The organism is Rhodococcus sp. NPDC057529 (genome assembly GCF_042802055.1).
GTDB lineage: Bacteria > Actinomycetota > Actinomycetes > Mycobacteriales > Mycobacteriaceae > Rhodococcus_F.
The window spans coordinates 426,589-449,635 of the sequence record NZ_JBHVEY010000002.1 but is presented as its reverse complement, the minus strand read 5'-3'; the positions used below and the strand labels follow the sequence as shown (position 1 = coordinate 449,635).

At 68.7% G+C, this 23,047-nt stretch carries 24 protein-coding genes and 1 pseudogene; 12 read left to right on the top strand and 13 right to left on the bottom strand.

What is annotated here, in order from left to right:
• From ACFU5V_RS05140 to ACFU5V_RS05130, 3 genes and pseudogenes are all read left to right on the top strand, one after another.
• A partial coding sequence (locus tag ACFU5V_RS05140; protein ID WP_378697358.1) for a carboxylesterase family protein occupies window positions 1-964 on the top strand: 964 nt, incomplete at its 5' end.
• Window positions 961-2,426, top strand: a pseudogene (locus ACFU5V_RS05135) (carboxylesterase/lipase family protein). The gene ACFU5V_RS05140 and the pseudogene ACFU5V_RS05135, both read left to right, overlap by 4 nt.
• Window positions 2,427-2,504: 78 nt before the next feature.
• Window positions 2,505-3,398: an SDR family oxidoreductase gene (locus ACFU5V_RS05130; RefSeq protein WP_378697356.1), complete on the top strand. Its 894-nt coding sequence runs from the start codon at window positions 2,505-2,507 to the stop codon at window positions 3,396-3,398.
• 6 nt (window positions 3,399-3,404) lie between these two features.
• Here ACFU5V_RS05130 and ACFU5V_RS05125 read toward each other — a convergent pair whose 3' ends face one another.
• The gene (locus ACFU5V_RS05125) at window positions 3,405-3,782 is read right to left on the bottom strand and encodes a VOC family protein (RefSeq protein ID WP_378697354.1); all 378 of its coding nucleotides are present in this window, start codon (window positions 3,780-3,782) and stop codon (window positions 3,405-3,407) included.
• A 145-nt stretch (window positions 3,783-3,927) separates the two neighbouring features.
• Here ACFU5V_RS05125 and ACFU5V_RS05120 point away from each other — a divergent pair, with 145 nt between their 5' ends.
• Window positions 3,928-5,025 carry a CaiB/BaiF CoA transferase family protein gene (locus ACFU5V_RS05120; RefSeq protein ID WP_378436276.1) on the top strand — a complete coding sequence of 366 codons (1,098 nt, stop codon included), beginning with the start codon at window positions 3,928-3,930 and terminating at the stop codon, window positions 5,023-5,025.
• Window positions 5,026-5,076: 51 nt separating this feature from the next.
• Here the strand turns inward: ACFU5V_RS05120 and ACFU5V_RS05115 are convergent, their stop codons facing one another.
• Window positions 5,077-6,561, bottom strand: coding sequence for a PLP-dependent aminotransferase family protein (locus ACFU5V_RS05115; RefSeq protein WP_378439313.1), 1,485 nt, complete (start codon window positions 6,559-6,561; stop codon window positions 5,077-5,079).
• 62 nt (window positions 6,562-6,623) lie between these two features.
• On the opposite strand from ACFU5V_RS05115, the gene ACFU5V_RS05110 reads away from it, so the two are divergent.
• Both ACFU5V_RS05110 and ACFU5V_RS05105 read left to right on the top strand, forming a co-directional pair.
• Entirely contained in the window at window positions 6,624-6,836 is a 213-nt protein-coding gene (locus tag ACFU5V_RS05110; RefSeq protein ID WP_378439311.1) for a hypothetical protein, read from the top strand.
• Between the two features lie 64 nt (window positions 6,837-6,900).
• The gene (locus ACFU5V_RS05105) at window positions 6,901-7,437 is read left to right on the top strand and encodes a methylated-DNA--[protein]-cysteine S-methyltransferase (RefSeq protein WP_378697352.1); all 537 of its coding nucleotides are present in this window, start codon (window positions 6,901-6,903) and stop codon (window positions 7,435-7,437) included.
• On the opposite strand, the gene ACFU5V_RS05100 is transcribed toward ACFU5V_RS05105, so the two are convergent.
• Window positions 7,373-7,801, bottom strand: a complete 429-nt coding sequence (locus ACFU5V_RS05100; protein WP_378439307.1) for a racemase — start codon at window positions 7,799-7,801, stop codon at window positions 7,373-7,375. The genes ACFU5V_RS05105 and ACFU5V_RS05100 overlap by 65 nt on opposite strands.
• Window positions 7,802-7,890: 89 nt before the next feature.
• A complete protein-coding gene (locus tag ACFU5V_RS05095) occupies window positions 7,891-9,180 on the bottom strand; it encodes an adenylosuccinate synthase (RefSeq protein ID WP_005260012.1) in 1,290 nt (429 codons plus the stop codon).
• Between the two features lie 218 nt (window positions 9,181-9,398).
• Here ACFU5V_RS05095 and ACFU5V_RS05090 point away from each other — a divergent pair, with 218 nt between their 5' ends.
• Both ACFU5V_RS05090 and ACFU5V_RS05085 read left to right on the top strand, forming a co-directional pair.
• Complete coding sequence (locus ACFU5V_RS05090) at window positions 9,399-10,052, top strand: hypothetical protein (protein WP_378697599.1); 654 nt, start codon at window positions 9,399-9,401, stop codon at window positions 10,050-10,052.
• The gene (locus ACFU5V_RS05085; RefSeq protein WP_378697597.1) at window positions 10,049-10,822 is read left to right on the top strand and encodes a site-2 protease family protein; all 774 of its coding nucleotides are present in this window, start codon (window positions 10,049-10,051) and stop codon (window positions 10,820-10,822) included. The genes ACFU5V_RS05090 and ACFU5V_RS05085 overlap by 4 nt, the downstream gene beginning before the upstream one ends.
• 57 nt (window positions 10,823-10,879) lie before the next feature.
• Here the strand turns inward: ACFU5V_RS05085 and ACFU5V_RS05080 are convergent, their stop codons facing one another.
• The gene (locus tag ACFU5V_RS05080; protein ID WP_378697350.1) at window positions 10,880-11,836 is read right to left on the bottom strand and encodes a helix-turn-helix transcriptional regulator; all 957 of its coding nucleotides are present in this window, start codon (window positions 11,834-11,836) and stop codon (window positions 10,880-10,882) included.
• 63 nt (window positions 11,837-11,899) lie between these two features.
• Between ACFU5V_RS05080 and ACFU5V_RS05075 the strand changes: the two genes are divergently transcribed.
• On the top strand, window positions 11,900-12,361 hold the full coding sequence (locus ACFU5V_RS05075) for a pyridoxamine 5'-phosphate oxidase family protein (protein ID WP_378439300.1): 462 nt from the start codon (window positions 11,900-11,902) through the stop codon (window positions 12,359-12,361).
• A gap of 3 nt (window positions 12,362-12,364) precedes the next feature.
• Here the strand turns inward: ACFU5V_RS05075 and ACFU5V_RS05070 are convergent, their stop codons facing one another.
• The 4 genes from ACFU5V_RS05070 to ACFU5V_RS05055 all read right to left on the bottom strand — a co-directional run bounded on the left by ACFU5V_RS05070 (window position 12,365) and on the right by ACFU5V_RS05055 (window position 15,387).
• A complete protein-coding gene (locus ACFU5V_RS05070; protein ID WP_378697348.1) occupies window positions 12,365-12,772 on the bottom strand; it encodes a hypothetical protein in 408 nt (135 codons plus the stop codon).
• A gap of 67 nt (window positions 12,773-12,839) precedes the next feature.
• Complete coding sequence (locus ACFU5V_RS05065) at window positions 12,840-13,766, bottom strand: cation diffusion facilitator family transporter (protein WP_378697346.1); 927 nt, start codon at window positions 13,764-13,766, stop codon at window positions 12,840-12,842.
• A gap of 72 nt (window positions 13,767-13,838) precedes the next feature.
• Window positions 13,839-14,906, bottom strand: a complete 1,068-nt coding sequence (locus tag ACFU5V_RS05060) for an aromatic acid exporter family protein (RefSeq protein ID WP_378697595.1) — start codon at window positions 14,904-14,906, stop codon at window positions 13,839-13,841.
• A gap of 64 nt (window positions 14,907-14,970) precedes the next feature.
• The gene (locus ACFU5V_RS05055; protein ID WP_378439294.1) at window positions 14,971-15,387 is read right to left on the bottom strand and encodes a DUF3151 domain-containing protein; all 417 of its coding nucleotides are present in this window, start codon (window positions 15,385-15,387) and stop codon (window positions 14,971-14,973) included.
• Between the two features lie 138 nt (window positions 15,388-15,525).
• Between ACFU5V_RS05055 and ACFU5V_RS05050 the strand changes: the two genes are divergently transcribed.
• Window positions 15,526-16,545 (top strand): transcriptional regulator, encoded by a 1,020-nt coding sequence (locus ACFU5V_RS05050; protein ID WP_378697344.1) that lies wholly within the window; start codon window positions 15,526-15,528, stop codon window positions 16,543-16,545.
• 60 nt (window positions 16,546-16,605) lie between these two features.
• On the opposite strand, the gene fbaA is transcribed toward ACFU5V_RS05050, so the two are convergent.
• The gene (gene fbaA / locus ACFU5V_RS05045) at window positions 16,606-17,640 is read right to left on the bottom strand and encodes a class II fructose-bisphosphate aldolase (RefSeq protein WP_378430108.1); all 1,035 of its coding nucleotides are present in this window, start codon (window positions 17,638-17,640) and stop codon (window positions 16,606-16,608) included.
• Window positions 17,641-17,844: 204 nt separating this feature from the next.
• Between fbaA and ACFU5V_RS05040 the strand changes: the two genes are divergently transcribed.
• Both ACFU5V_RS05040 and ACFU5V_RS05035 read left to right on the top strand, forming a co-directional pair.
• A complete protein-coding gene (locus ACFU5V_RS05040) occupies window positions 17,845-18,576 on the top strand; it encodes a VTT domain-containing protein (RefSeq protein WP_378430109.1) in 732 nt (243 codons plus the stop codon).
• Window positions 18,577-18,601: 25 nt separating this feature from the next.
• Window positions 18,602-19,267 carry a DedA family protein gene (locus ACFU5V_RS05035; protein WP_378430110.1) on the top strand — a complete coding sequence of 222 codons (666 nt, stop codon included), beginning with the start codon at window positions 18,602-18,604 and terminating at the stop codon, window positions 19,265-19,267.
• Here the strand turns inward: ACFU5V_RS05035 and ACFU5V_RS05030 are convergent.
• The 3 genes from ACFU5V_RS05030 to ACFU5V_RS05020 form a co-directional block, all read right to left on the bottom strand.
• Entirely contained in the window at window positions 19,264-20,433 is a 1,170-nt protein-coding gene (locus ACFU5V_RS05030) for a GTP-binding protein (protein WP_378697342.1), read from the bottom strand. The two genes, ACFU5V_RS05035 and ACFU5V_RS05030, sit on opposite strands and share 4 nt — an antisense overlap.
• A gap of 60 nt (window positions 20,434-20,493) precedes the next feature.
• Entirely contained in the window at window positions 20,494-21,849 is a 1,356-nt protein-coding gene (locus ACFU5V_RS05025; RefSeq protein ID WP_378697340.1) for an LLM class flavin-dependent oxidoreductase, read from the bottom strand.
• 67 nt (window positions 21,850-21,916) lie between these two features.
• Window positions 21,917-23,035 (bottom strand): glycoside hydrolase family 76 protein, encoded by a 1,119-nt coding sequence (locus ACFU5V_RS05020; RefSeq protein WP_378430113.1) that lies wholly within the window; start codon window positions 23,033-23,035, stop codon window positions 21,917-21,919.
• Window positions 23,036-23,047 lie beyond the last annotated feature (12 nt).

Genomic DNA, 23,047 nt, shown 5'->3' with positions numbered 1-23,047 from the left:
CGACAACGTCACCGTCTTCGGCGAATCCGCGGGCGCCAACGCCGTCACCACCCTCATGACCACCCCCGCCGCGAAAGGCCTCTTCGCACGGGCGATCTCGGAGAGTTCCGCGCCCGGACTCGTCACGACGGCGGACCGTGCCGCGCAGTCGGCATCCGACTACGTGACGCTGCTCGGAGCCGAACCCGGCACTGCCGCAGAGGCGCTCGCCTCGTCACCCGTCGGCGCACTGGGCCGCGCGGGGAACCGTCTCGGCGCGAAGGTGCTCTCGGAGACGCCGGGACTGCACCCGTTCGGACCCGTGATCGACGGCGACTTCCTGCCGAAGCCGCCGCTCGACGCGTTCGCCGACGGTTCGGCGCACCGGGTTCCGCTGATCATCGGCACCAACGCCCGCGAGGGCACCCTGTTCCCGAGATTCCTCGACGCACTGCCGACGGACCCCGACCGGATCGGGCGGATGTTCGCACTCACCGACCCCGCCGCCGAGGCCCGCGTCACCGCGGCGTATCCGGGCTACCCGGCGCCGGACGCCGCCGTCGACCTGGGCGGCGACCTGACGTTCTGGAGGCCGTCGATCGAACTGGCCGAGGCCCACTCCGCGTACGCCCCCACCTTCAGCTATCGTTTCGATTTCGCGCCCCGCGCGATGAAGTGGCTCGGCCTGGACGCCACGCACGGGTTCGAACTGTTCGCCGTGTTCGACATCGCCGACACCCTGATCGGCCGCGCCCTCACCCTGCCGGGCGGACGACGCGGCCTGAAGGACGTGACGGATAATGTGCAGCGACACTGGCTGCACTTCGCTTCGCGGGGAACACCGTTGGTGTCGTGGCCGCAGTACGACACCGACCGGAGGGCAACACTCGTGTTCGACACCGTCACCACCGTCCAGGACGACCCGCGCCGCGAGCGCAGGCTGGCGTGGGAGGGGTATTCGGGCTACCACGGGCAGGGCCTGTGAGCGCTCTGGAAGTACACACCGATGCCGGCGCCGTCGGAGGGCGCCGGATCGACGACCTGGCAGCGTGGCGGGGAATCCCCTATGCCGCGCCCCCGGTCGGGTCGCTGCGGTTGCGGGCCCCGCACCCGGTCGAACCGTGGTCGGGGGTCCGGCGGGCCTTCCACTTCGGGCCCCCCGCAGCGCAGCGCGGCGAGATCGACGAGGACTGTCTCACCCTCAACGTGCTCGCCCCCGGCTCCGTATCGGCACGTCCGCGGCCGGTGATGGTGTTCATCCACGGCGGCGCCTACTCCGGCGGAACCTCGTCCTCGTCGCTCTACGGCGGCCAGTCGCTGGTCCGCCGCGGCGACATCGTGTACGTGTCGATCAACTACCGACTCGGATCGCTCGGATACCTCGACTTCACCCAGTTCTCCACCCCCGAAAGACCTTTCGACTCCAACCTCGGCCTCCGCGACCAGGTGGCCGCACTCGAATGGGTCCAGCGCAACATCGCCGAATTCGGCGGCGACCCCGACAACGTCACCGTCTTCGGCGAATCCGCGGGCGCCAACGCCGTCACCACCCTCATGACCACCCCCGCCGCGAAAGGCCTCTTCGCACGGGCGATCGCCGAAAGCCCGCCGGTGGCCTCCGCCTACCACCCCGACCGGGCGGCGCGGTGGTCGCGCGAATTCCTCGAGATCGCCGGGGTCCCGCTGTCCGAGGCCGCGACCTGGCTCGAGACCGCCGACCCGGCCGATTTCGTCGCGGCCGGGACGACGCTGGCACACCGGGGCGCCGACGAGGAACCCGGAACCCGCGCGTTCGCCCCCGTCGTCGACGGCTTCTTCCTTCCCACCCACCCGCTCGACAGTTTCGCGTCCGGATCCGGGCATCCCGTTCCGCTGATCATCGGCACGAACCGCCACGAGGGCAGGGTCTTTCCCCGGTTCCTGAACATCCTGCCCACCGATCCCACCCGGATCGACAAGATGTTCTCGCACGTCGACGCGTCGGTGAAGGAACGGGCGATCGCCGCCTACCCCGGCTATCCCGGCCGGCGAGCGGCCGCGGACCTCGGCGGCGACGTGACGTTCTGGGAACCGTCCGTCCTGTGCGCGCAGGGCCACACGGCCGTCGCCCCGAGTACAGCTACCGGTACGACTTCGCACCCCGGTTGCTCCACGTCCTCGGGTTGGGCGCCACCCACGCCACGGAGTTGTACGCGGTGTTCGGGTTGACCGGACCGTGGGCGCGGGTGCTCACCGCGCTCGGGGGACGCCGCGGGCTGCGGGCCGTCACCGACACCGTCCAGTCGCACTGGCTGCACTTCGCCCGGCACGGGACGCCCGCACCGGGATGGCCGCGATACTCGCCCGAGCGCCGGGAGACACTCGTCATCGACGACACGAGCAGGGTGGAGAACGATCCGCTCGGTGAACGCCGGCGGGCCTGGCTGGGGTACGAGCACCGGCGATAGCGGCACCGTCGGCTCGTTCCCCGTTGCGCCCCTCCCGGTTGCCCTACTCTCGTAGGGACCTGCATTCGGGAGGCGAGAATGACCGAGTCGAACGACCTCGCAGGCCGCACCATGGTGGTCACCGGCGCCACCTCGGGCCTCGGCCTGGAGACCTGCCGCCAATTCGCACAGCGCGGCGCCACCGTCGTCCTGGTCGGCCGGGACCAGGACCGGATCGACGCGGCGATCGCCGACGTGTCCGGGAGCGCGGACCGCGACAGACTGCACTCGGCGCCGGCCGATCTGTCCTCGCTCGACCGGGTCCGCACGCTGTCCGGGGAACTGCTGCATCGGTTCCCGCGGATCGACGTGCTGGTCAACAATGCGGGCATCGACGCGGGGCAGCGCCGGCTGACGGTGGACGGTATCGAAGAGACGTTCGCCGTGAACTACCTCGCGCCGTTCTTGCTGGCGACGACGCTGGCTCCGGCGATGGCGCGGGCGTCGACCGCCGACGCCGCCGGGTACCGGCGTCCGTCACGGATCGTCGACATCAGCTCGTCGGGACATCGCGGCGGCAGCCTCGACTTCGACGACCTCGACGGCACGAAGGACACGTTCCACGGCCAGCGCGCGTACAACAACTCGAAACTCGCCCTGACCCTGTTCACCCGCGAGTTGGCGCGCCGGTCCGATCCCGCGAGGCTGGTCGTCAATTGCGCCGACCCCGGATTCGTCCGCGGCACCGCCCTCGGACGGGGTCTGCCGTTCGGCCACCAGGTGGTCGGCGCACTCCTGACACCGTTCATGGCCGAGGTCGCCAAGGCGGCGGAAACCACGGTGTGGACCGCCACCGCGACGGAGAGCGGCAAGTTCACCGGCCAGTACGTCAAGGGCTGCAAGGTCGTTCAGCCCGGCAAGGACGCACGGGACGCCGGACTCGCCGCGCGGCTGTGGGCCGCTACCGAGGCACTGCTCGCCGGCCGCGGCTGACGCTCGTCAGTTCGGATCCTCGAACAGCGACAGCACATTGCCGTGCGGGTCCCGGAACCACGCGACACGGATGCCGTCCGGTGCGAGCCACGCCGCGTGCTCGTCCTGATCCATCCCCGGGTAGTCGGTGAACTCGATGCCCTTGCTGCGCAGCGATTCGACGACCTTGTTCAGGTCGGCGACCTTCCACCCCAGCACCGTGTACCCGGTGTCGGCCTTCGCCTGCACCAGCGTGACCCGGAGCAGAGCCCCGTTGCAGTCGAGGGCCAGCGCGAACTCGTCCCGTGAGACGCGGGTCAGCCCCAGGGTCTCCACGTAGAACATCTCCGAGACGTCCAGATCGGTGCTGGCCACGAAACTCACGAGCTCACCCTGAAGACTCATGGATCAACTGTGCCCCGCGCACCCGTGGACAGGCAAGAGTGCGGGGTCACCCGCGGCGGCATCCCGTGACCCGGGGCACACGGCCCTGCGACCGCAAGTTAACGTCGATTCGACAGGTCGTCTCGCACCGGAATGAGGAACTCGCGTGTCTGCTCCAGTTTCAGAGAAGAAGGGCCCCCTCGCGGGCATTCGCGTCGTCGAATTCGCTGGCCTCGGACCGGGCCCGCACGCCGCCGCCCTCCTGGCCGATCTCGGCGCCGACGTGGTCTGCGTCCAGCGGCCCGGAGTGATCCCGCCGGACGGTCCGTACGACCAGATCCAGCGCGGCCGCCGCGTCGTCGAGGCCAACCTGAAGGACCCCGCGCAGGTCGAGAAGGTGCTCGGGCTGATCGAGCGCGCCGACGTCGTGATCGAGGGCTTCCGTCCCGGGGTCACCGAGCGCATGGGTCTGGGCCCGGACGTCTGCCTGGGGCGCAACGAGCGGCTCGTGTACGGACGGATGACGGGCTGGGGCCAGGAGGGTCCACTCGCCAGCGCCGCGGGCCACGACATCAACTACATCTCGCTGACCGGCGTCCTGCACGCCATCGGCCGCAAGGGTGAGCGTCCCGTGCCGCCGCTGAACATGGTCGGCGACTTCGGCGGTGGTTCGATGTTCCTGATCTTCGGGATCCTGTCGGCGCTGGTGGAACGCCAGTCGTCCGGCAAGGGGCAGGTCGTGGATGCGGCGATGGTCGACGGCGCACTGGCCCTGTCGCACATGATGTGGGCGTTCCGCGGCCGCGGCGTCTGGTCCGACGAGCGTGGCGTCAACCTGCTCGACACCGGTGCGCCGTTCTACGACACCTACGAGACGTCCGACGGCAAGTACATGGCCGTGGGCTCGATCGAACCGCAGTTCTACGCCCTGCTGCTGCAGGGCCTCGAACTCGACCCCGCCGACCTGCCGCAGCAGATGGACGTGTCGGCGTGGCCGCAGATGAAGAAGGTCTTCGCCGAGAAGTTCCTGTCGAAGACCCGCGAAGAGTGGGCGGCCATCTTCCTCGGCACCGACGCCTGCGTGTCCCCGGTGCTGACGTTCGAGGAGGCGCCGTCCAACGAGCACATCGCCGCCCGCGGCTCGCTGATCGACCTCGACGGCGTCACGCAGCACGCCCCGGCACCCCGGTTCTCCCGCACCCCCGCCGGCGCACCCATCCCGCCGGCCCGCGAGGGCGTCGACATCGACACCGTCTGGACCTGACCCCCACGTGAGTGGCAAAGCGTGCCGGGGCACGCTTTGCCACTCACGTGCTCAGACGACGAGGGACGGTTCCGCGAGCTCGCGGTCGACGGCCAGCGTCTCGTACGCCGCCGCGATGCCGTCGACACCCCGGCGCAACTCGTCGGACGTCCGCGCGTACGGGAGCCGGACGAACCGCTCGAACGCGCCCTCCACCCCGAACCGCGGTCCCGCCGCCAGCAGCACCCCGAAGTTGGGGGCCGTCGCCGCCAGCGCCGTCGAGACCGGCGCGGGCATCCGCAGCCACAGCGACATCCCTCCCGAACCGATGGTCGGGATCCAGTCAGGGAGGCGGTCGGCGAGCGCGTCGAGCATCGCGCCCCGCTGTTCCCGCAGCTCCGCACGGCGACGCGCGAGCACGAGGTCGTCGTCGGAGAGCAGATGCGCCGCAGCGAGCTGGTCCATCACCGGGGTCCCCAGATCGACCGCCGCCCGCGCCCCGGCGAGCCGGGTGATCAGCGCCGGATCCGCCCGGATCCAGCCGACGCGCAGCCCACCCCAGAACGACTTGGCCGCCGACCCGATCGTCACGACCTCCGACTTCGCCGCTCCCTTGCCGTACGCCGCGACCGGCCCCGGTGACGGCTCGTCGAGCCAGAGGTCGACCATCGTCTCGTCCACCACCAGCGTCATGCGGGTGTCGCGCGCAATCCGCGCCAGCTCCGCGCGCCCGGACGCGTCCAGGCACAGCCCGGTGGGGTTGTGAAAGTCCGGAATCAGGTACGCCATCCGGGCCGCGGTCTGCCGGGCCGCGCTGCGGATTCCGTCGAGATCCCACGCCCCGGACGCACCACCCTCCGGCCGCACGGGAACGGGGACCGGACGCGCACCGACCCTGCGGATCGCCTCCAGCGCGTTGGGGTACGTGGGGTGATCGACCAGCACCCGCTCCCCCGGCGCGGTCAGCACGTTGAGGAGCAGCCGCAGCGCGTGCTGGGCGCCGGACGTGACCATGATCTGCTCGGGCGAGGTCTCCAGTCCCCGCGCCCGGTAGCGGGCCGCGATCACGTCCCGCAACGCGCCGATCCCCACCGGCTCCATCCCGTGGGTCGGAAGGAACTGCGGAAGAGATTGCAGCGCATAGGCGTAGGCCTGCTCGACCGCCTCGGCGGGCGCGGCCATCGCGGCGTAACTGAGGTCGATCACCGCACTGTCGGCGCCGGGTTGGTGCGCCCGGAACATCAGCCCGTTCTGCCGCGCCCCGAGCGGCAGTGCGACCGTGCTGCGCGACCCCTGCCTGCTGATGAGATACCCCTCGTCCCGGAGCACCGAATACGACGACGTGATCGTGGTCCGGCTCAACTCCAGCACCGACGCCAGTTCGCGTTCGCTCGGCAACGCGACACCCAGCGGGATGCGGCCGTCGTGCACGAGCAGGCGGATACTCTCGGCCAGTGCCCGGTAGGCGGGTCGCGCCGCCGAGCGGCGGCCACTGTCGTCCTGCCAGTTGCCGAGGTCCCTGGCCAGGGAGCGTGCTCCGAGTACACGAGTCATCATGCAGTCCAGTATCACCCCCTTGGCTATTCAACTCCAAGCCAGTTCTCGCGAAGCTCGGATCCATGGCGACACTGATCACGCTCCTGTGCATGACTCTCCTGGCCGCGGCGGTCGCGCATTATGGCCCCAAAGAAGGAGGTAAAGGCATCTTTCGTCTGGAGCAATTCCGGATCGGCGCCCCTCTCGGTGGCATCTTCCCCGACCGGCCGAGCAGTCCAGAAGATCCAGACTGGCATGATCCGAGGCCTCGACGCTCCGGCGACCGCGACCGCTGATCGAACTTCCGCCGACCGCGGTTGACGGACGGGATGTGTCGGAGGTCGGAGGCATACTGGGTTGGTGACCACAGGAATCGCCCTGTTCGACACCGCCCTCGGCACCTGCGCCATCGCGTGGCGGGCCGCTGGGATCGTGGGTGTGCAATTGCCCGAAGGTTCACCCGAATCCACGCGGCAGCGTCTCGAACACTGTTTCCCGGACGCTGTGGAGCACCGACCTCCTGCACCCATCCAGCGGGCCGTCGACGGAATACGTGAACATCTCGGCGGCGCACTCGACGATCTACGGTGGATCGACCTCGACTTCGAGGGGGTCCCGGAATTCGACTGCCACGTATACGACATCACCCGCGCGATCGACCCGGGCACCACACTCACCTACGGCGACATCGCGGCCGAACTCGGCAAGCCGGGCGCCGCACAGGCCGTCGGTCAGGCACTCGGCCGCAACCCGCTGCCGCTCGTGATCCCCTGCCATCGCGTCCTCGCAGCGGGCGGGCAGGTCGGCGGCTTCTCCGCCGGGGGCGGCACACTCACCAAACGCGAACTGCTGGCCCTCGAGCACACTCCGGGTTTCGACGACCCGGTGCTGTTCTGACCGCCTGCGCGTCGCCGACGAGGTCTCGTGCCATCGCGCTCGCCGCCGCCATCCGGTCGCCGTCGGGCACCCGAAGCGTCCGGACGACCCGCCGTTCCACCGTGCTCATTCCGGCACATCCCAGCACGAACGCCTGCCCGCCGGCGACGATCGCCCGCTCCACCGCGTGGACGAACGCGTCCACCGTCGACCTCGGGTCGCCCTCGAACACCCAGACACCGAGATCCGTCGCCACCACCGCCACACACCTGCCGGCGTCCGACGGGGCGCACCCGAACGCCTCGAGAACGGCGGCCGCTGCGTGGAAGCTGTCGTACCACCCGTTCGCGAGCGTCCGGGTGCTCGCCTCGACAGTCCTGATCATCGGCTCGAATGTATCTCGGATCGCCGAATGGCGCATCGGTTCAATTCACCTGAACCGATGTCACATTCGGCGACGCACGAGCGAGCGGACTACCGCACCACGTCGCGGCGGACGATGGTCTCGTCGCGGCCGGGACCGACGCCGATGCAGGAGATGTACGCACCCGACAGCTCTTCCAGCCGCAGGACGTAGTTCTGCGCGTTCTTCGGAAGCTCCTCGAACGTCCGAGCGTGGGAGATGTCTTCCCACCAGCCGGGCATTTCCTCGTAGATCGGCTTCGCGTGGTGAACGTCGGTCTGCGACATGGGCATCTCGTCGTACCGCACGCCGTCGACGTCGTAGCCGACGCAGATCGGGATGGTGTCGAGGCTGCTGAGCACGTCGAGCTTGGTGAGGAAGTAGTCGGTGATGCCGTTGACACGCGTTGCGTAGCGGGCGATCACGGCGTCGAACCATCCGGTGCGCCGGGCACGGCCGGTGGTGACACCCACCTCGCCGCCGGTCTTGGCGAGGTATTCGCCGTTCTGGTCGAAGAGTTCGGTCGGGAACGGACCCGAACCGACGCGGGTGGTGTACGCCTTGAGGATGCCCAGCACCGTGGTGATCTTGGTGGGTCCGATGCCCGAACCGACCGCTGCGCCACCGGACGTCGGGTTGGACGACGTCACGTACGGGTAGGTGCCGTGGTCGACGTCGAGGAGCGTGCCCTGCGAACCCTCCAGCAGCACCGTCTCGCCGCGCTCGAGGGCCTCGTTGAGCTGCAGGCGCGTGTCCGCGATGCGGTGCTTGAAACCGTCGGCCTGCTCGAGCACCTCGTCGACGACCTGCTGCGGGTCGAGGGCCTTGCGGTTGTAGATCTTGACGAGCACCTGGTTCTTGAACTCGAGTGCCGCCTCCACCTTCTGGGTGAGGATCTTCTCGTCGAGCACGTCCTGCACGCGGACGCCGACACGCGCGAGTTTGTCCTGGTAGCACGGCCCGATGCCGCGGCCGGTGGTGCCGATCTTCTTGGCCCCGAGGAAGCGTTCGGTGACCTTGTCGATGGCAACGTGGTACGGCATGATCAGGTGCGCATCGGCCGAGAGCAGCAGGCGGCTGGTGTCCACGCCCCGCTCGTCGAGTCCGGCGAGTTCGGTGAGCAGCACTCCCGGGTCCACCACGACACCGTTGCCGATGACGTTCGTGACTCCCGGAGTGAGGATTCCGGACGGGATGAGATGCAGTGCGAACTTGTCGCCGTTCGGAAGTACCACTGTGTGTCCGGCGTTGTTACCGCCCTGGTAGCGCACCACCCACTGCAGGCGTCCGCCCAGTAGATCGGTAGCTTTGCCCTTGCCCTCGTCGCCCCACTGGGCGCCGATCAGGACGATTGCCGGCATGACGTTGTCTCCTACGGTCGACGTACAGTCGTATCCGACTGCGTGGTCCTGCCGTTCGTAGGCAGTGGCCGGGGGAACAGTCTAGCCGAGGGTGCGGAGAACAGACCCCACAGTACGGCCGGGGAGGCCAACTCGGGCGTGCCACTAGGATGATCCGAAAGGGAAGCTGCGGAAATCGCGGCGGGACATCCGGGCGAGGAGTGGCGTTGACCCCCGTAGTGCTCATTTGCGGCGACGCGCCGCTTCCCCTACCTCTGGGCTCCATTTCCGCCTCGAGCGCACCCGCTGTTCCGGACAAGGACGACTTCGACGAGGTCTTCTCCAAGCTCCAGGTGGTCGCGGATCCGCGACTGATCGTGGTGGGCAGCGACGCCGCCCTCGCCGCCACCCTGACCCGGCTGATGCGCACCGAGCGGCTGCACATCGAACTCGCCTACGTCGCGGAGCACCGTTCGGAGGCGACGGAGGCCTACCACCTGTCCGCAGGCGCTCGCGGCGCGCGCACCGCGCTGAAGGGGACGGCCAAACCGGTCCCCCTCATCCGCGACGACGCGGGGATCGCGCTCGTCGGATCCGCCACCGTCACGGGCCCGGACGGCGGCCCACTCGTCGGCGAGGCCTACGTCGACGACACCCGGTTGTTCTCGGGGACGACGACGAACATGAACGTCACCCCGACCCCACGGATGCCCGGCCTGCGCGCGTCGGTCGAGCCTCGCAGGCGCTGGCTGCCGCGCCGCTGGGTCGAGGGTCGCGCCGTGCAGTTGGGGTCGCCCGCCGCGGCCCTCACCCGCGACGGCGTGCCGAACCCTCGCGACGTCAAGCGTTCGACGTTCTACCGTCACGACCAAGAGTGGCTGCTGGTGCGATGAATCTGCCCGGGGCGCGGACCACCGCTGTCCGTCCCAGCCCGGTCTTCCTGCTCGTCGTCGCGGTCGCGGTCGCCGGCGGAGTCCTCGCCTGGCGTGCCGAGCGGGAATCGGTCCTCGGCCACGTCGGGGTGTTCCTGCTGGTGGTCGCGGGATGGGTGGTGACGCTCTGCCTGCACGAGTTCGCGCACGCGTACACGGCGTGGCGCCACGGCGACACCGACGTCGAGGTGCGCGGCTACCTCACGCTCAACCCGGCGAAGTACAGCCACCCGCTGCTGTCGATCGGCCTGCCGGTGCTGTTCATCGCGCTCGGCGGGATCGGGTTGCCCGGCGGCGCGGTGTACCTGCGCACCGGGCTGTTTCCGCCGAAGGTGCAGGCACGGGTGTCCCTCGCCGGACCTGCCGTGAATCTGGTGTCGGCGATCGTCCTCCTCGCGGTGATTCGCGGGTTCGGGCTCGGCGGGGGCCACCTGGTGTTCTGGACGGGCCTGAGCTTTCTCGCATTCCTGCAGGTGATGGCGACCGTCCTCAACCTCCTGCCGGTCCCCGGACTCGACGGATACGCCGCACTCGCGCCGTTCCTGCCGCCCCGCACCCGCCGGTCCGTCGACCAGTTCACACCGTACGGGCTGCTGATCCTCGTGGCGCTGCTGTTCGTCCCGTCGATCAACGTGGTGTTCTTCGACGTCATCTACCGGCTGTTCGAACTGTCCGGGGTGCCGGAGAGCTACGCGCAGTACGGCAACTATCTGATGCGTTTCTGGCTTTGACCCGTGAGTACTTGTTAACCGCCGGCGGTTGAGAAGTACTCACGACTCGGGTGACCGTCAGCCGTTCCGGCGGGTGATCGACTCTCCCACCGCACGCAGCGACTGCCTCAGCGACTGCGGCTCGAGCACCTCGACGCCCCCGCCGAGAACGGTCAGCTGGTCGAGGGCCACGTCCTCGGCCTCGAGCACCAAGTCGACGGTGACCCAGCCGTCGTCGTCGGGCGGGCCGGGTTCGACGCGAGCGGCCTCCACACCGACCACGCGGGGCAGCCGGCGCCACGCCGCGGGCGAGAGCCGCGCCCGGCACCGGAATCGCAGGAGGGCACGGTCGAATTCGGCCACCGACGCCGTCCACCACGCGCCCAGATCGAAGGCGTCGGGCCGCACCGCGAGCTGCTTCAGCACGGTCGCATCACTGATCCGCGACACGCGGTACGACAGCGTCCGTCCCCGATGTTGCGCGACGAGATACCAGACGCCGGCCTTCGCCACCAAACCCAGAGGGTCGAGTGTTCTTGCCGCCGAGCGGTTCCCCTTGCGGTACCTGATGCCCAGACGCCGACCTTCGAGCACCGCCGACGCGACGACCGGGAGGTCGCCGTTGTCTCGTGGCCCGTCGAACCAACCGGGGGCGTCGACGTAGAGGCGATCCCGCCACAGCTGCGCCCCGGCCCGCAGCGGAACCGGCAACGCCCCCAGCAACTTCGACTGCGCCGCCGCGGTGACGTCGCGCAGACCGAGATCCTCGGCGATCGACGGGACCCCGAGCAACATCAACGCGGACGTTTCCTCCCCCGTCATGCCGCCGAGTTTCGACTGCCAGCCGTCCAGTAGCCGGATCCCGCCGCCGGGTCCGCTTTCCGTCCACAACGGCACCCCCGCCGCCGACAACGCCGTGACGTCGCGATACACGGTGCGCACCGACACACCCAGTTCGTCCGCGAGTTGCTGTGCGGTGGCCCCGCGACTGCCCTCCAGACGGAGCATCACCTCGACCAGCCGACTCGAACGCATCTCCCGAGTCTAGGGAAAATACCTGACAGTAGTTGTCAGGGATAGGGGCGCACACTGGTCGGCATGACCAACTGGGCACAGTTCGAGACAGAAGCACCCGACCTCGCCAAGGCCGTCGCCGCGCGCTTCGAGGCGCACAAGCACCACGTGCTGGCGACACTTCGCAAGGACGGTTCGCCGCGGGTGAGCGGCACCGAGGTCGAGTTCCACGACGGCGCGTTGCTGCTCGGTTCGATGGTCGGTGCACGCAAAGTGCAGGACCTGCAACGCGATCCGCGGTACTCCCTTCACAGCAACCCCGGTCACCACACGATGGAGGGCGGCGACGCCAAGATCAGCGGCCGCGCCCGGGAAATCCTCGGGGAGCGGAAACAGCAGATCGTCGACCGCTACCCCGACGAGATCTCCGAGGCGGACGTCTTCGAACTCGACCTCGACGAGGTGGTGCACACCACCGTCGACGGCGAGCACCTGTACGTCGACCTGTGGCGGCCGGGTGCCGGCGTCACCCGGTTCACCAAGTGACGGTCACTGCGTGACGGCGAACCCGAAGCCGAGCGTGCAGGGCTGCGACGCCGTACCCGCACCATCGGCGTCATAGCTGCCGCCGGGAATCAGGTGGGCGGTCAAGCCGGGCAGTTCCTTCTCGGCACCCTCACCGTTCGTGAGCGGCCCCGACGTGCCGAGCGTCGGCGCCTGGCCACCGAAGTTGAGGTACGTCACCTGAGCATCGGTCGTGGCGGCCTCGGGTCCCTCGAACTCCCACTCGACCTCGTTGCCTTCCTTCTCGACGCCCAGCGTCGCGGCAGGCTTACAGTTCGCCAGCGGATCGGGCATGAACGGTGCGGCGGATGCGGCGGCAGGTGCTGCGAAGAGGGCGGCCGCACCGAGTGCGGCAATGGCGACGGGTCGTGCGAACGCTGCGAGAGTGGACATGGTGTTCCCTTCCGTGAGTCGTCCCACCACGATTTCCCGCCGCGATACCGGACGAAACAGACAGGGTCTACCAGGTGACGTTCTCGGCGCAGTGGCGTCCGTTGGCGGTGGACTCGACCTGCACGGTCGCGTGCGAGAGGTGGTGGCTCTCGAGGACGGTCCGCGCCGCCTCGAGGACGGCCGACGAGTCGGCGTCGGTGGTGAGGTGGACAGTGGCCACGTCCATTCCCGTGGTGAGCGTCCACACGTGCAGGTCGTGCACGCCGGTGACCCCGGGGAGCGCCTCGAGGTCCGCCTGCACCGATTCGACGTCGACGTCCTCGGGTGAGGCCTGGGTGAGGATGCGCAGTGACGCGGCGGCGAGTTTCATCGCCCGCGGCACCACCCACAGCGAGATGAGAACACCGACGATGATGTCGGCGTAACTCCAGCCGAACACCAGTACGACGCCGCCGGCGATGAGCACACCGACACTGCCGACGGCGTCCGCGAGCACTTCGAGGTAGGCGCCGCGGACGGCCAGGCTGTCCCTGGAATCGGCGCGCAGCATCAGCATCACCACGAGGTTCGCGGCGAGACCGACGGATGCGGTGAGGATCAGCGCCATGCCGGGAAGTTCGGGGGCGTCGCCGATGCGGGAGATGGCCTCGTAGAACACCCAGATCGCGACGGCGAGCAGCATCGCGGCGTTGGCCATGGCCGTGAGTACTTCGGCGCGGTGCCAGCCGAAGGTCCGGGCCGCGGTGGCACTGCCCTTGCGGGCGAGGAGGAGTGCGACGAGCCCCATCGACATTCCGACGACGTCGGTCAGCATGTGCCCGGCGTCGGCGAGCAGCGCCAGCGAGTTGACGGTCAGACCGACGACGACCTCGAGGACCAGGAACGCGAGAAGGATGACGAGAGCGATGACCATGCGTCGGATCCGCCCCCGCGACGGGCCCACCTCACCGGCCCCGTGCGCGGGGCCGTGCGAATGTCCGTGACCGACTCCCATGGGTGAGCCTCCTCCCGAGTTGTGCCGATCATATGCGTACATGCGCATATGATCAACAGTGTGCTCGGGCGGTCAGAGTTCGGGACGATACGCCGGTTTCTCCACCGTCGGCGGCAGCGTCGCGATCGCCGAGATCCGCTTCAGCCCTGCGACCTGCAGAAGATCGACGGTCAGCGACCGGATCTGCGCGAAGACGACCGTCGCCGACAGGCCCGCGTTCTCCACCAGTTCCGGCTTCAATCCGGACGCCACCGACCGCAGCACCCGCGCCGCCTCGGCCTGGTCGGGCTGCTGACCGGGATCCGCGAGCGCCATCAGCCGAAGAGTTTCCAACGCGTGGGCGAGCTTCTCCACCTGGTCGACGAGCCGGGGGTTGAGGATCTCGTCGTCCCGCACCAGCGTGAGCGACCGCCGCGCGAGAACCCGGATGTTGCGCAGCGCGTTGTCGAGTGGGTCCGCGGCCGCGGTGAGTCGCTCGAGCCTGCCACGGGTGTTCCAGTACAGCGGCGAGATGCGACTGATCTCGCGACCGCCCGCAAGGTGCGTCCGCAGCGTGTCGATGGACGCCTGCGTGGCCCGCGCCTTCTGCAGCGCCTCCTCGATGGGTTTGTCGTCGTTGGCCACCAACCCGTCGGCCACCAACTGCATCACCTCGGACGCCGTCCCGAGGACGTTCGCGGCGTACTTGCGCGCTCGTCCCACCGGGTGCGTGGGAATCAGCGCGACGACGGCGATCCCCACCAGACCACCCGTCAGGGCGTCCACCATGCGGTTGATTCCCGCGGCGCCACCGGGCGGCAGCAGCGTCGCCACGAGCACCGCGGAGTTGCCCGCCTGCATCGAGAAGATCGGTCCGCTGTTCAGCAGCACCGCCGCGGACATCGCCAGCAGGACGACGAGCGTGATCTGCCAGGTGCCGCTCCCGATGACGGAGACGATGAGATCGCCGACCCCGATCCCGATCGTGACACCGGCCACCAACTCGACGGAACGACGCAGGCGGGCGCCCAGCGACAACCCGAGCGACACCACCGCGGCGATGGGGGCGAAGAACGGCGTCGTGTGACCGATCACCACCGTCGCCACCCACCACGCGGCACCGGCCGCGACCGCGCACTGCAGGATGGGCAGCGCCGACACCCGCAACCGGCGGACCGAGGTCGTCAGCCCGTCCCGGCCACGGACTTTCGCCGTGCTGAGGGCGTTAACCGACGCCAAGCGCTTCGGCGGCTCGGGGATCGCAGTCCTCGAGCAGGTCGAGGCACCGCGCGTACTCGTCCGTTTCGCCGATCGCCTTCGCCGCCTTCGCCAGGACGGCGACGCAGCGCAGGAAACCGCGGTTGGGTTCGTGGCCGTAGGGAACCGGGCCGAAACCCTTCCAGCCGTTGCGACGCAACTGGTCCAGGCCACGGTGGTACCCGGTGCGCGCGTACGCGTACGCCGCGATGGTCTGGTCGGCGTCGAGGGCGGCCTCGGCCAGGTAGGCCCATGCGATGGAAGCGGTGGGATGGGCGGCTGCGACGGAAGCCGGATCCTCGTGGTTCAACAGGGCCGACTCGGCCTCGTCGTCCCCGGGAAGCAACGTGGGCTGTGGTCCGAGAAGGTCACCGAAAGACGTCATGCGCCTATTGTGCCCCCGCCGCGGCACCGTCACTGAGTCGGCCCGCGTGCGCGACGCGCCCTGTCGCGGTCTCCGATGACTCGCGATGTCGTTAGGCTGCCTCCAACGTTCATTTTTCTGCAGACCGAGGGGCAGCGCGTGCAGGACCCGAAGAAAGACGATTCGACTCCGAAGCCGGCGACGGACGCACCGTCCGGCCCGGCTGCGGCAGACACCACCGCCGCCAAGGCCGACGCGGCCGCGAAGCCTGCGAAGTTCTCGCAGCCCGCACCCGAGACAAAGCCCGCGCCGGAGGCAAAGCCCGCGCCCGAGCCGAAGCCTCCACAGAAGAAGGCCCCCGAGAACGCAGCGGAGAAGCCCGCCGAGCCGCAGTCCGAACTGCCCAAGCCCCCGGTGCCTCGCCCACGCGCGGAGACGTCCGAGGCGCCCACCACCGCGATCCCGAAGACGCCGAACCCGCAGGGCCAGGCGAAGGCGACGTCCGGCGACGAGACGGTCGCGATCCCGGTGACGAGGCCGGCCGTCCCGTCGACACCGCCGCCGCCGCGGCCCGTGCCCCAGGGAAACCGGCCTCAGCAGCCACAGAATGGGCGGCCCGTTCCCCCGCCGCCCGCTCCCCCGCGCCCGGCGGCCACACCCCCGAAGGCCGCTCCGCAGCGGGTCCTGCCGCCGCAGCAGAGCGCACCGCAGCGCGTCGCCGCGGCCGAGAAGCCCGCGAAGAAGCACGGCAAGGCGTGGCTGTTCGCCGCGATCGCCGCCGGCGTCATCGTCGTCGTCGCCATCGCGGTCGCCGGGATCGTGGTCTACAACAACAACCAGGCCGAGAACTCACCCGAAGCCCAGGTGCAAGGGACGATCGACACGTTCGTCGCGGCTCTCACCCAGGGTGACCTCGCGACGCTCCGCACCAGCACCTGCGGCAGCCTCGCCGAGTACTACCAGGGCATTTCCGATCAGGATTTCGCCGAGGTCCACCAGGTCGCCGTGACGCAGCAGAACATTCCGGTGGTCGGCGGCGTCGACGCCGTGCAGATCACCGGCGACACGGCCATCGCGCAGGTGAAGGCCCACACGGCGGCCAACCCGGGCGAGCAGTCGTGGCGCACGTTCAACCTCGAGAAGGTCGACGGCACCTGGAAGATCTGCGATCCCAGGTAACACGACTGTGCGCCTTTCCGGTAGCTACAGCTACCGGAAAGGCGCACGGGCCCGAAGGGCCTATCCGGAGACGGAACGCCCCGCGGACTCGAGGTCGTTGCAGGCCTCGATGACGCGGGCCGTCATGCCGGCCTCGGCCTTCTTCAGGTAGCTGCGGGGGTCGTAGACCTTCTTGTTGCCGACCTCGCCGTCGACCTTCAGCACGCCGTCGTAGTTGCCGAACATGTGGCCGACGATCGGACGGGTGAACGCGTACTGGGTGTCGGTGTCGACGTTCATCTTGACGACGCCGTAGTTCAGCGCGGCCTCGATCTCCGACTTCAGCGAGCCCGATCCGCCGTGGAAGACGAAGTCGAACGGCTGCGAGCCGTCGGACAGGCCGAGCTTCGCGGCGGCGACCTTCTGGCCGGTCTCGAGCACCTCGGGACGCAGCTTCACGTTGCCCGGCTTGTAGACGCCGTGCACGTTGCCGAATGTGGCGGCCAGCAGGTACTTGCCGTTCTCACCGGTGCCGAGCGCGTCGACGGTCTTCTCGAAGTCCTCGGGCGAGGTGTACAGCTTGTCGTTGATCTCGGCTTCCACGCCGTCCTCTTCACCACCGACGACGCCGATCTCGACCTCGAGGATGATGTTGGCTGCCTTCGCCTTCGCGAGGAGCTCCTGGGCGATCTCCAGGTTCTCGTCGATCGGGACGGCCGAACCGTCCCACATGTGGGACTGGAACAGCGGGTTGCGGCCGGCCTCGACGCGCTGACGTGAGATCTCGAGCAGCGGGCGGACAAACGTGTCCAGCTTGTCCTTGGGGCAGTGGTCGGTGTGCAGGGCGATCGTGACGTCGTACTTCGCGGCGATCACGTGAGCGAACTCGGCGAGTGCGACCGCGCCGGTCACCATGTCCTTGACACCCAGGCCCGAACCGAACTCGGCGCCACCGGTCGAGAACTGGATGATGCCGTCGCTGCCGGCGTCCGCGAAGCCCTTGATGGCGGCGTTGATGGTTTCGGAAGAAGTGCAATTGATGGCGGGGAAGGCAAAGGAGTGCTCCTTGGCCCGACCAAGCATCTCGGCGTAGACCTCGGGAGTCGCGATTGGCACGGCGGCAGTCCTCCATAACGAGTCGATTTCGGCGCGCGCGATCAGCGCAGCACACGATGTGGTCCTAGCAGTATGGCAATACCGGTAGCGTACGTCTCCCGGTGGCTGTCGCGGCACCCCGTTTCGGCCGGTCCGCGGCCCGGCCGAAACTCCATGACCTGCACCATTCCGACAGTCGAGGAATACGCCGGTACGCTGAGGGCCGTGATTGTGCAGGCAGCGTCGGATTCCGTGACCAACCTCGCGTTGTTGCCGGGATTCCTCGACCCGGTGAACCTCCTCAACTCCTTCGGCACCTGGGTGCTCGTCGGGCTCCTACTGGTCGTCTTCATCGAGTCGGGATTGCTGTTCCCCCTGCTCCCCGGCGACTCGCTTCTGTTCACCGCGGGACTCATCGCGGCGTCGAAGTCGACGGAGATCGAACCGTTCGCTCCCCTCTGGGTGCTGCTGGTTCTGATCCCGATCGCCGCGATCCTCGGCGACCAGGTCGGCTACTTCATCGGCAGCAAGGGCGGCACCGCCCTGTTCAAGAACGACGACGCCCGGTTCTTCAAGAAGAAGTACATCGACGAGTCGCACGCGTTCTTCGAGAAGCACGGCCCCATCACCATCATCCTCGCTCGATTCGTTCCGATCGTGCGCACGTTCGCGCCGGTCGTCGCGGGTGCGTCGCGGATGCGGTACTCGCTGTTCCTGACGTACAACATCGTGGGCGGCATCCTGTGGGGCGCCGGCGTCACGCTGCTCGGCTACCTGCTCGGGCAGATCGAGTTCATCCGCGACAACGTCGACGTCATCTTCCTGCTGATCGTCTTCGTGTCCGTGCTGCCGATCATCGTGGAGGTGGGCAAGCGTGTCGTGAAGTCCCGTCAGGGCACGAACTCCACGACCGAGGATCCGCAACCGGTCACCACACCCACCGATCCGACTTCCTGACACCGATCGGGGTAGCGCACTGACGATGGTCACCACGGCAGCAGGCAGCTTCGGGCCTCTCGTCTCGGCCGGCCCAGCGCTGGTCTGGGTCGTCGTGCTCACATTCGTGTTCATCGAGTGCGCGGTGATCCTGGGCCTGTTCCTGCCCGGCGACTCGATGCTGATCACCGCGGGCATCGTGCTGGCCAACCATGCGTCGGGCACCGGCCACGTGTGGGCGTTGTCGGTCGGCGCGATGATCGCCGCCATCTGCGGAAACCAGGTGGGGTACGTCATCGGTCACCGCACCGGCAACCGCATCCACGCCCGGAAGGGCGGGAAGTATCTCAACTACGCCAACCTCCACAAGGTGAATGTCCTGCTGGAGAAGCACGGCTTCTGGGCGGTGCTCGTCGCGCGCTGGATTCCGTGGATCCGCACCCTGTGCCCGCTGGTCGCCGGTGCTGCCAAGATGAACCACACCAAATACACGATCGCCAGCACTATCGGCGCCATCTTCTGGGCGCCCGTACTGCTGCTCATCGGCTTCTACTTCGGCTCGTTCCTCGACCGGGTGTCGTGGCTGATGCCTGCAGTGCTCGCCGGGATGGTCACACTGCTGGTGATCGGCACGGCCCTCGGGGTGTGGCACTACCGGCAGGAGATGGCGCGGCCACCCGAAGATGTGGCCGTCGAAGAAGTACTGGACTAGTGCTGATGCACCGGCTCCCACGCGGGCAGCGGGTCGTCGAACCGCACCCACTCCGCCGGTCCTGACCGGAGTTCCTCGTCGGTGAGCAGTGCCGGGTCGAGGATCCGCCGCGGGCCGTCGGGATCGAGGCGGACGCCGATGAACACGATCTCCTGCCCCGGACGTTCGTCCGTGGACGCCCACAGCTGGGCGGGCTCGATCACGAGATTCGGGCCGGCCTGCGACCAGACGGCGGCGAGGTCGGGGCGGCTCGCGATCCAGCAGAAGCCCTTGCTGCGGAGCAGGCCGGTGAACTGTCCCAGCGCCTGCTCGAGCCGGGCCGGGTGGAACGGCCGCGACGCCCGGTAGGTGACGCTGCGGATGCCGTATTCCTCGGTTTCCGGGGTGTGGCCCGCCGCCAGTTCCTCCGCCCAGCCTGGCAGCTCGGCCGACGCCTCCGGGTCGTACAGGCCCGTGCCGAGTACCTCGCCGGGATCGACGACGCCGCGCGTGGTGCGCAGCAGTGTCGCGGCGGGGTTGAGTCTGCGCACGGTCGCCTCGACGGCGCCGGCGGCACCCTCGCTCACCAGATCCGTCTTGTTCAGCAGGATGACGTCGGCGAACTCCACCTGATCGACGAGGAGGTCGGAGATGCTGCGCTCGTCGCCGTCCCCGGCCTCGAGGTTCCGGTCGTCGAGACGCTCGCCCCTGGCCAGTTCGCCGAGGAACGTCGACGCATCCACGACCGTCACCATCGTGTCGAGGGCGGCGACCGAGCCGAGGGTGAACCCGTCCTCGAACTCCCAGTCGAACGTGGCGGCCACGGGCATCGGTTCGGAGATGCCGGTCGATTCGATGACGAGGTGGTCGAACCGGCCCTCCCGCGCCAGCCGCGCCACCGCCTCGACGAGGTCTTCCCGCAGGGTGCAGCAGATGCAGCCGTTGGTGAGCTCGACGAGTCTCTCCTGGGTCCGGTCCAGGTGCCCCTGCCCGGCCACAAAGGGGCGGCTGGGGGAACCCCCTGCACGAAGTGCTTGGGGGACGATGTTGACGTCGCTCATGTCGTTGACGATGACGGCGACACGCCTGCCGTCCCGGTTCGCGAGGAGATGGTTGAGCAAGGTGGTCTTGCCCGCGCCGAGGAAGCCGGACAGGACGGTGACAGGGACAGGCCGGATGACAGTCATCCCGAAATGATAACTGTTTTCATTAAGCCTCTGCTCCGCCGGCCTGCCCGGCTCGTGCGACTACAGCGCGACGGTGCCCGACGCGTCCGCGTACTGGCTGTCCGGGCGCGGCAACCCGAAGTGGTCGCGCAGCGTGGTGCCCGAGTACTCGGTGCGGAACAGTCCACGCTCCTGCAGGATCGGAACCACCTTCTGCGCGAACACCTCGAGACCGCCCGGGTAGTACGGCGGCATGACGTTGAACCCGTCCGCGGCGCCCTGCGTGAACCATTCCTCGATGGTGTCGGCCACCTGCACCGGGGTCCCGACGACGACCCGGTGCCCGCGCGCACCGGCGAGACGGTGCAGCAGTCCGCGCAGCGTCGGGTTCTCCCGCTCGACGATCCCTGCGATCACCTGCAGACGGCTCTGCTTGTTGTCGGTGACGTCGCCGGCGTCCCCGAACAGTCCGACAGGCACGGAGGCGTCGAGATCGAGGTGCCGCACGCTCGAGCCGGTGAGCGCCTCGAGTTGGGCGATCCCGTACTCGGGCGAGGTCAGTTCGTTGAACTCCCGCTCCAGGTCCCGCGCCTCCGCCTCGGTGTCGCCGAGGAAAGGGCTGATGCCGGGAAGGACCTTCACGTGCTCCGGGTTGCGGCCGAAGTGCGCCGCCCGCTGCTTCACGTCCGCGTAGAACGCCTGCCCGTCCGACAACCGCTGGTGCGCGGTGAAGATGGCCTCGGCGTACTGGCCCGCGAACGCGCGGCCCTCGTTGGACGCGCCGGCCTGCACCAGCACCGGGTGTCCCTGCGGGGAGCGCGGCGCGTTGAACGGTCCCCGCACCCGCAGGTGGCGTCCGACGTAGTTGATCTCGTGGATCTTCGACGGGTCCGCGTAGATACCTGTGGCCTTGTCGATCAGGATCGCGTCGTCCTCCCAGCTGTCCCACAGCTTGACGGTCGCGTCGACGAATTCCCGCGCCCGCGCGTAGCGGTCGGCATGGTCCGGGTGGCTGGGCAATCCGAAGTTGGCCGCCGCCACCTCGGTGCCGGTGGTCACGATGTTCCAGCCGGCCCGTCCGCGGGAGATGTGGTCGAGCGACGCGAACAACCGCGCGAGATTGTAGGGCTCGAAATACGTCGTGGACGCGGTCGCGATCAGCCCGATCCGTTCGGTGGCCGTCGCGATCGCCGTCAGCAGCGTGATGGGCTCGAGCGCTCCGGCGGCGCCGTGCTCGACGTCGCTGCGCAGGGCGGGGCCGTCGGCGAAGAAGATCGCGTCCAGCTTCGCGGCTTCCGCTGTCTGCGCGATCTCCTGGAAGTAGGAGACGTCGTACAGCCGCTCGGGCGTCGTGAGCGGGTGCCGCCACGCCGACTCGTGGTGCCCGGCCGGGTAGATGAACGCGTTGAGACTCAGCTGCCGCTGTTGATCTGACATAACGAACTGTCTAACAGCGCCGAATCCGGGGCGATACGGTTAATTTTCGCGTGATTCGAACCGTCGCCTAGCGTCGCGGATACCCCGCCGCGGACACCATGTGCGCGGCCTCCATCAGCATCCAGCCACCGAGTTGCACGGACATGTCGCGTTCCGGGATCCCGGACGAGTGCACGGTGCCCCCGGTGAACGTGGCGATTCCCCCGCCCATCCCCGGCAGTTGCGCCTGCCGGGTCCAATCGTGGCCGAACAGCGGCTGCCCCTCGATCTGCAGCCGGTTCTCCCACGCCGATTCCGCGGACGTCAGCACGAGCTGGGCGGCGATCTCCCGGGCCCGGATGTCGGCGGGCGACTCCCAGGGCAGCATCACCGCGGTCAGCGCCAGATACCGGGCGAGGATCCCGTTGAACAGGCCGCCGTCTCCCCCACCGCCGCCGTCGATGACGCCGTGGGGTGCGAGGTGTTCGTCGATGGCGTCGACCAGCCGGTGGGTCCGGTTGCGGTGCCGGGGCGAACCGAGGCGCACGGCGAGTTCGGTTTCGAGCCCGAGCACGACGCCCTGACAGTAGGAGTAGATGTTCTTTTCGATCTCGCCGCCGGGGTGGATACCGTCGGCGATCAGGTTGGTGTGCACGTCCCGCAGCGTGTCGTCGATCCAGTCCGCGGTGGCCTGGGCGCGCCACAGCTTTCCGGTGCGGGCCAGCATGATCCCGGCCGGTCCGTTGGCGGGCGCGTTGTAGAAATTCGAGCCCTTCCGCCACGGGATGCCGCCTCCCGCCTCGGGCGCCCAGGCGTCGAACAACTGGGATTCGAGCGCCTGCACCGCACTTCTGTTGTCTATGAAGTGCATTCGCTGGGCACGCTCGAGGGCGATCCCCAGCCAGGCCATGTCGTCGTAATAGTTGTTGGTCCAGCCCGAGATGTTCCGCAGACGGTGGCTGCGCGCCAGTTTCACGATGCGACGACGACGGCGCGGCGTGGGGTCGCGTTCGAGCGCGTCGACGGCGCAGTCGAGCAGATGGGCCTGCCACCAGTAGTGCCAGCTGAGGAACAGCCGCTCGCGCCGTACCGCCGGCCAGGCGACGACGCCCAGGGTGGTGCCCGGGAGCGCCCACAGCCGGCGAAGGTGCCTGCTCACCACCGCTTCTTCAGCGGCGTCCGCGCGCGCCGACCACGAGTCCTGCATAAGAGTTGATCT